1 protein-coding gene and 1 pseudogene are annotated in these 693 nt (G+C 69.4%); both read right to left on the bottom strand.

Features of this window, described 5'->3' with window-relative positions:
- Positions 1-137: pseudogene (locus tag OP79_RS57960) on the bottom strand (sigma factor); the annotation flags it as partial.
- A 26-nt stretch (positions 138-163) separates the two neighbouring features.
- Positions 164-571: a YciI family protein gene (locus OP79_RS49060; RefSeq protein ID WP_033329781.1), complete on the bottom strand. Its 408-nt coding sequence runs from the start codon at positions 569-571 to the stop codon at positions 164-166.
- Positions 572-693: the final 122 nt, after the last annotated feature.

Genomic DNA, 693 nt, shown 5'->3' with positions numbered 1-693 from the left:
GGGTCGGCGGGCCAGACGCGGATCGCCTCGATGAGCGCGTCCTGCACGGCGTCCTCGGCCGCCGCGAAGTCGGCTCCGCGGCGGACGAGGACGGCGAGCACACCCGGCGTGAGGCTCCTGAGCAGGACCTCGTTCACCTGGTTCACCTCGTTCACCTGGTAGGTCACTCCGTGATGGTGGGCGACACGCCGTAGAACGGACGCAGTTCGAGCCACTCGTGGATCGGCTCCCCGCCCTTCCCCGGGGCGGCCGACAGCTCCCCGGCCAGCTCGACGGCGCGCTCGTAGCTGTCGACGTCGATCACCATCCAGCCGGCGATGAGGTCCTTGGTCTCGGCGAACGGGCCGTCGGTGACCGGCGGGCGCCCCTCCCCGTCGTAGCGGACCCACGTCCCCTCGGGGGCGAGCGCCTGACCGTCGACGAACTCGCCGCTCTTCTCCAGCCGGGCCGCGAAGTCGTTCATGTACTGCACGTGGGCCGAGATCTCCTCCGGGCTCCACTGGTCCATCGGCACGTCGTTGGCCGGAGCCGGGGCGCCGCGGTAGTGCTTGAGCAGCAGGTACTTGGCCATGGTGGTTCTCCTCGAGGCTGGTGCGACCCATTGTGGGCGCGTTCACCTCGGGGACGGAGCCGGTCACGGGTTCTCGACATCGCCGGCCAAGATTTTTTTGGCGATTTTCCGGCGCTCGTGGA

The sequence above is a fragment of the Streptomyces yerevanensis genome (assembly GCF_000716805.1).
Lineage (GTDB): Bacteria > Actinomycetota > Actinomycetes > Streptomycetales > Streptomycetaceae > Streptomyces > Streptomyces flaveus.
This window is presented reverse-complemented; position numbering and strand designations above follow the sequence as displayed.

What these genes read in the sequence shown, in the direction of transcription:
- OP79_RS49060 (WP_033329781.1), bottom strand. Translation starts at nt 571, where the DNA reads ATGGCCAAGTACCTGCTGCTCAAGCACTACCGCGGCGCCCCGGCTCCG.